At 51.2% G+C, this 568-nt stretch carries 1 rRNA gene; it reads right to left on the reverse strand.

The window, feature by feature from the left end:
- Positions 1–473, reverse strand: a 16S ribosomal RNA gene (locus WFL93_RS24115); the annotation flags it as partial.
- Positions 474–568: the final 95 nt, after the last annotated feature.

Raw genomic sequence — 568 nt, forward strand, 5'->3', positions numbered from 1 at the left:
GAGGTTATTAACCTCACCGCCTTCCTCCCCGCTGAAAGTACTTTACAACCCGAAGGCCTTCTTCATACACGCGGCATGGCTGCATCAGGCTTGCGCCCATTGTGCAATATTCCCCACTGCTGCCTCCCGTAGGAGTCTGGACCGTGTCTCAGTTCCAGTGTGGCTGGTCATCCTCTCAGACCAGCTAGGGATCGTCGCCTAGGTGAGCCATTACCCCACCTACTAGCTAATCCCATCTGGGCACATCCGATGGTGTGAGGCCCGAAGGTCCCCCACTTTGGTCTTGCGACGTTATGCGGTATTAGCTACCGTTTCCAGTAGTTATCCCCCTCCATCGGGCAGTTTCCCAGACATTACTCACCCGTCCGCCACTCGTCACCCAAGGAGCAAGCTCCTCTGTGCTACCGTCCGACTTGCATGTGTTAGGCCTGCCGCCAGCGTTCAATCTGAGCCATGATCAAACTCTTCAATTTAAGTTTGATTTGCTTAAACAAGTTAAGCGATGCTCATCTGTAAAACGTCATAATGAATTTCATTATGTGTTCACTCGTGAGACTTGATATTTTTT

The organism is Pantoea sp. USHLN256 (assembly GCF_037149875.1).
Classification (GTDB): domain Bacteria; phylum Pseudomonadota; class Gammaproteobacteria; order Enterobacterales; family Enterobacteriaceae; genus Pantoea; species Pantoea nemavictus.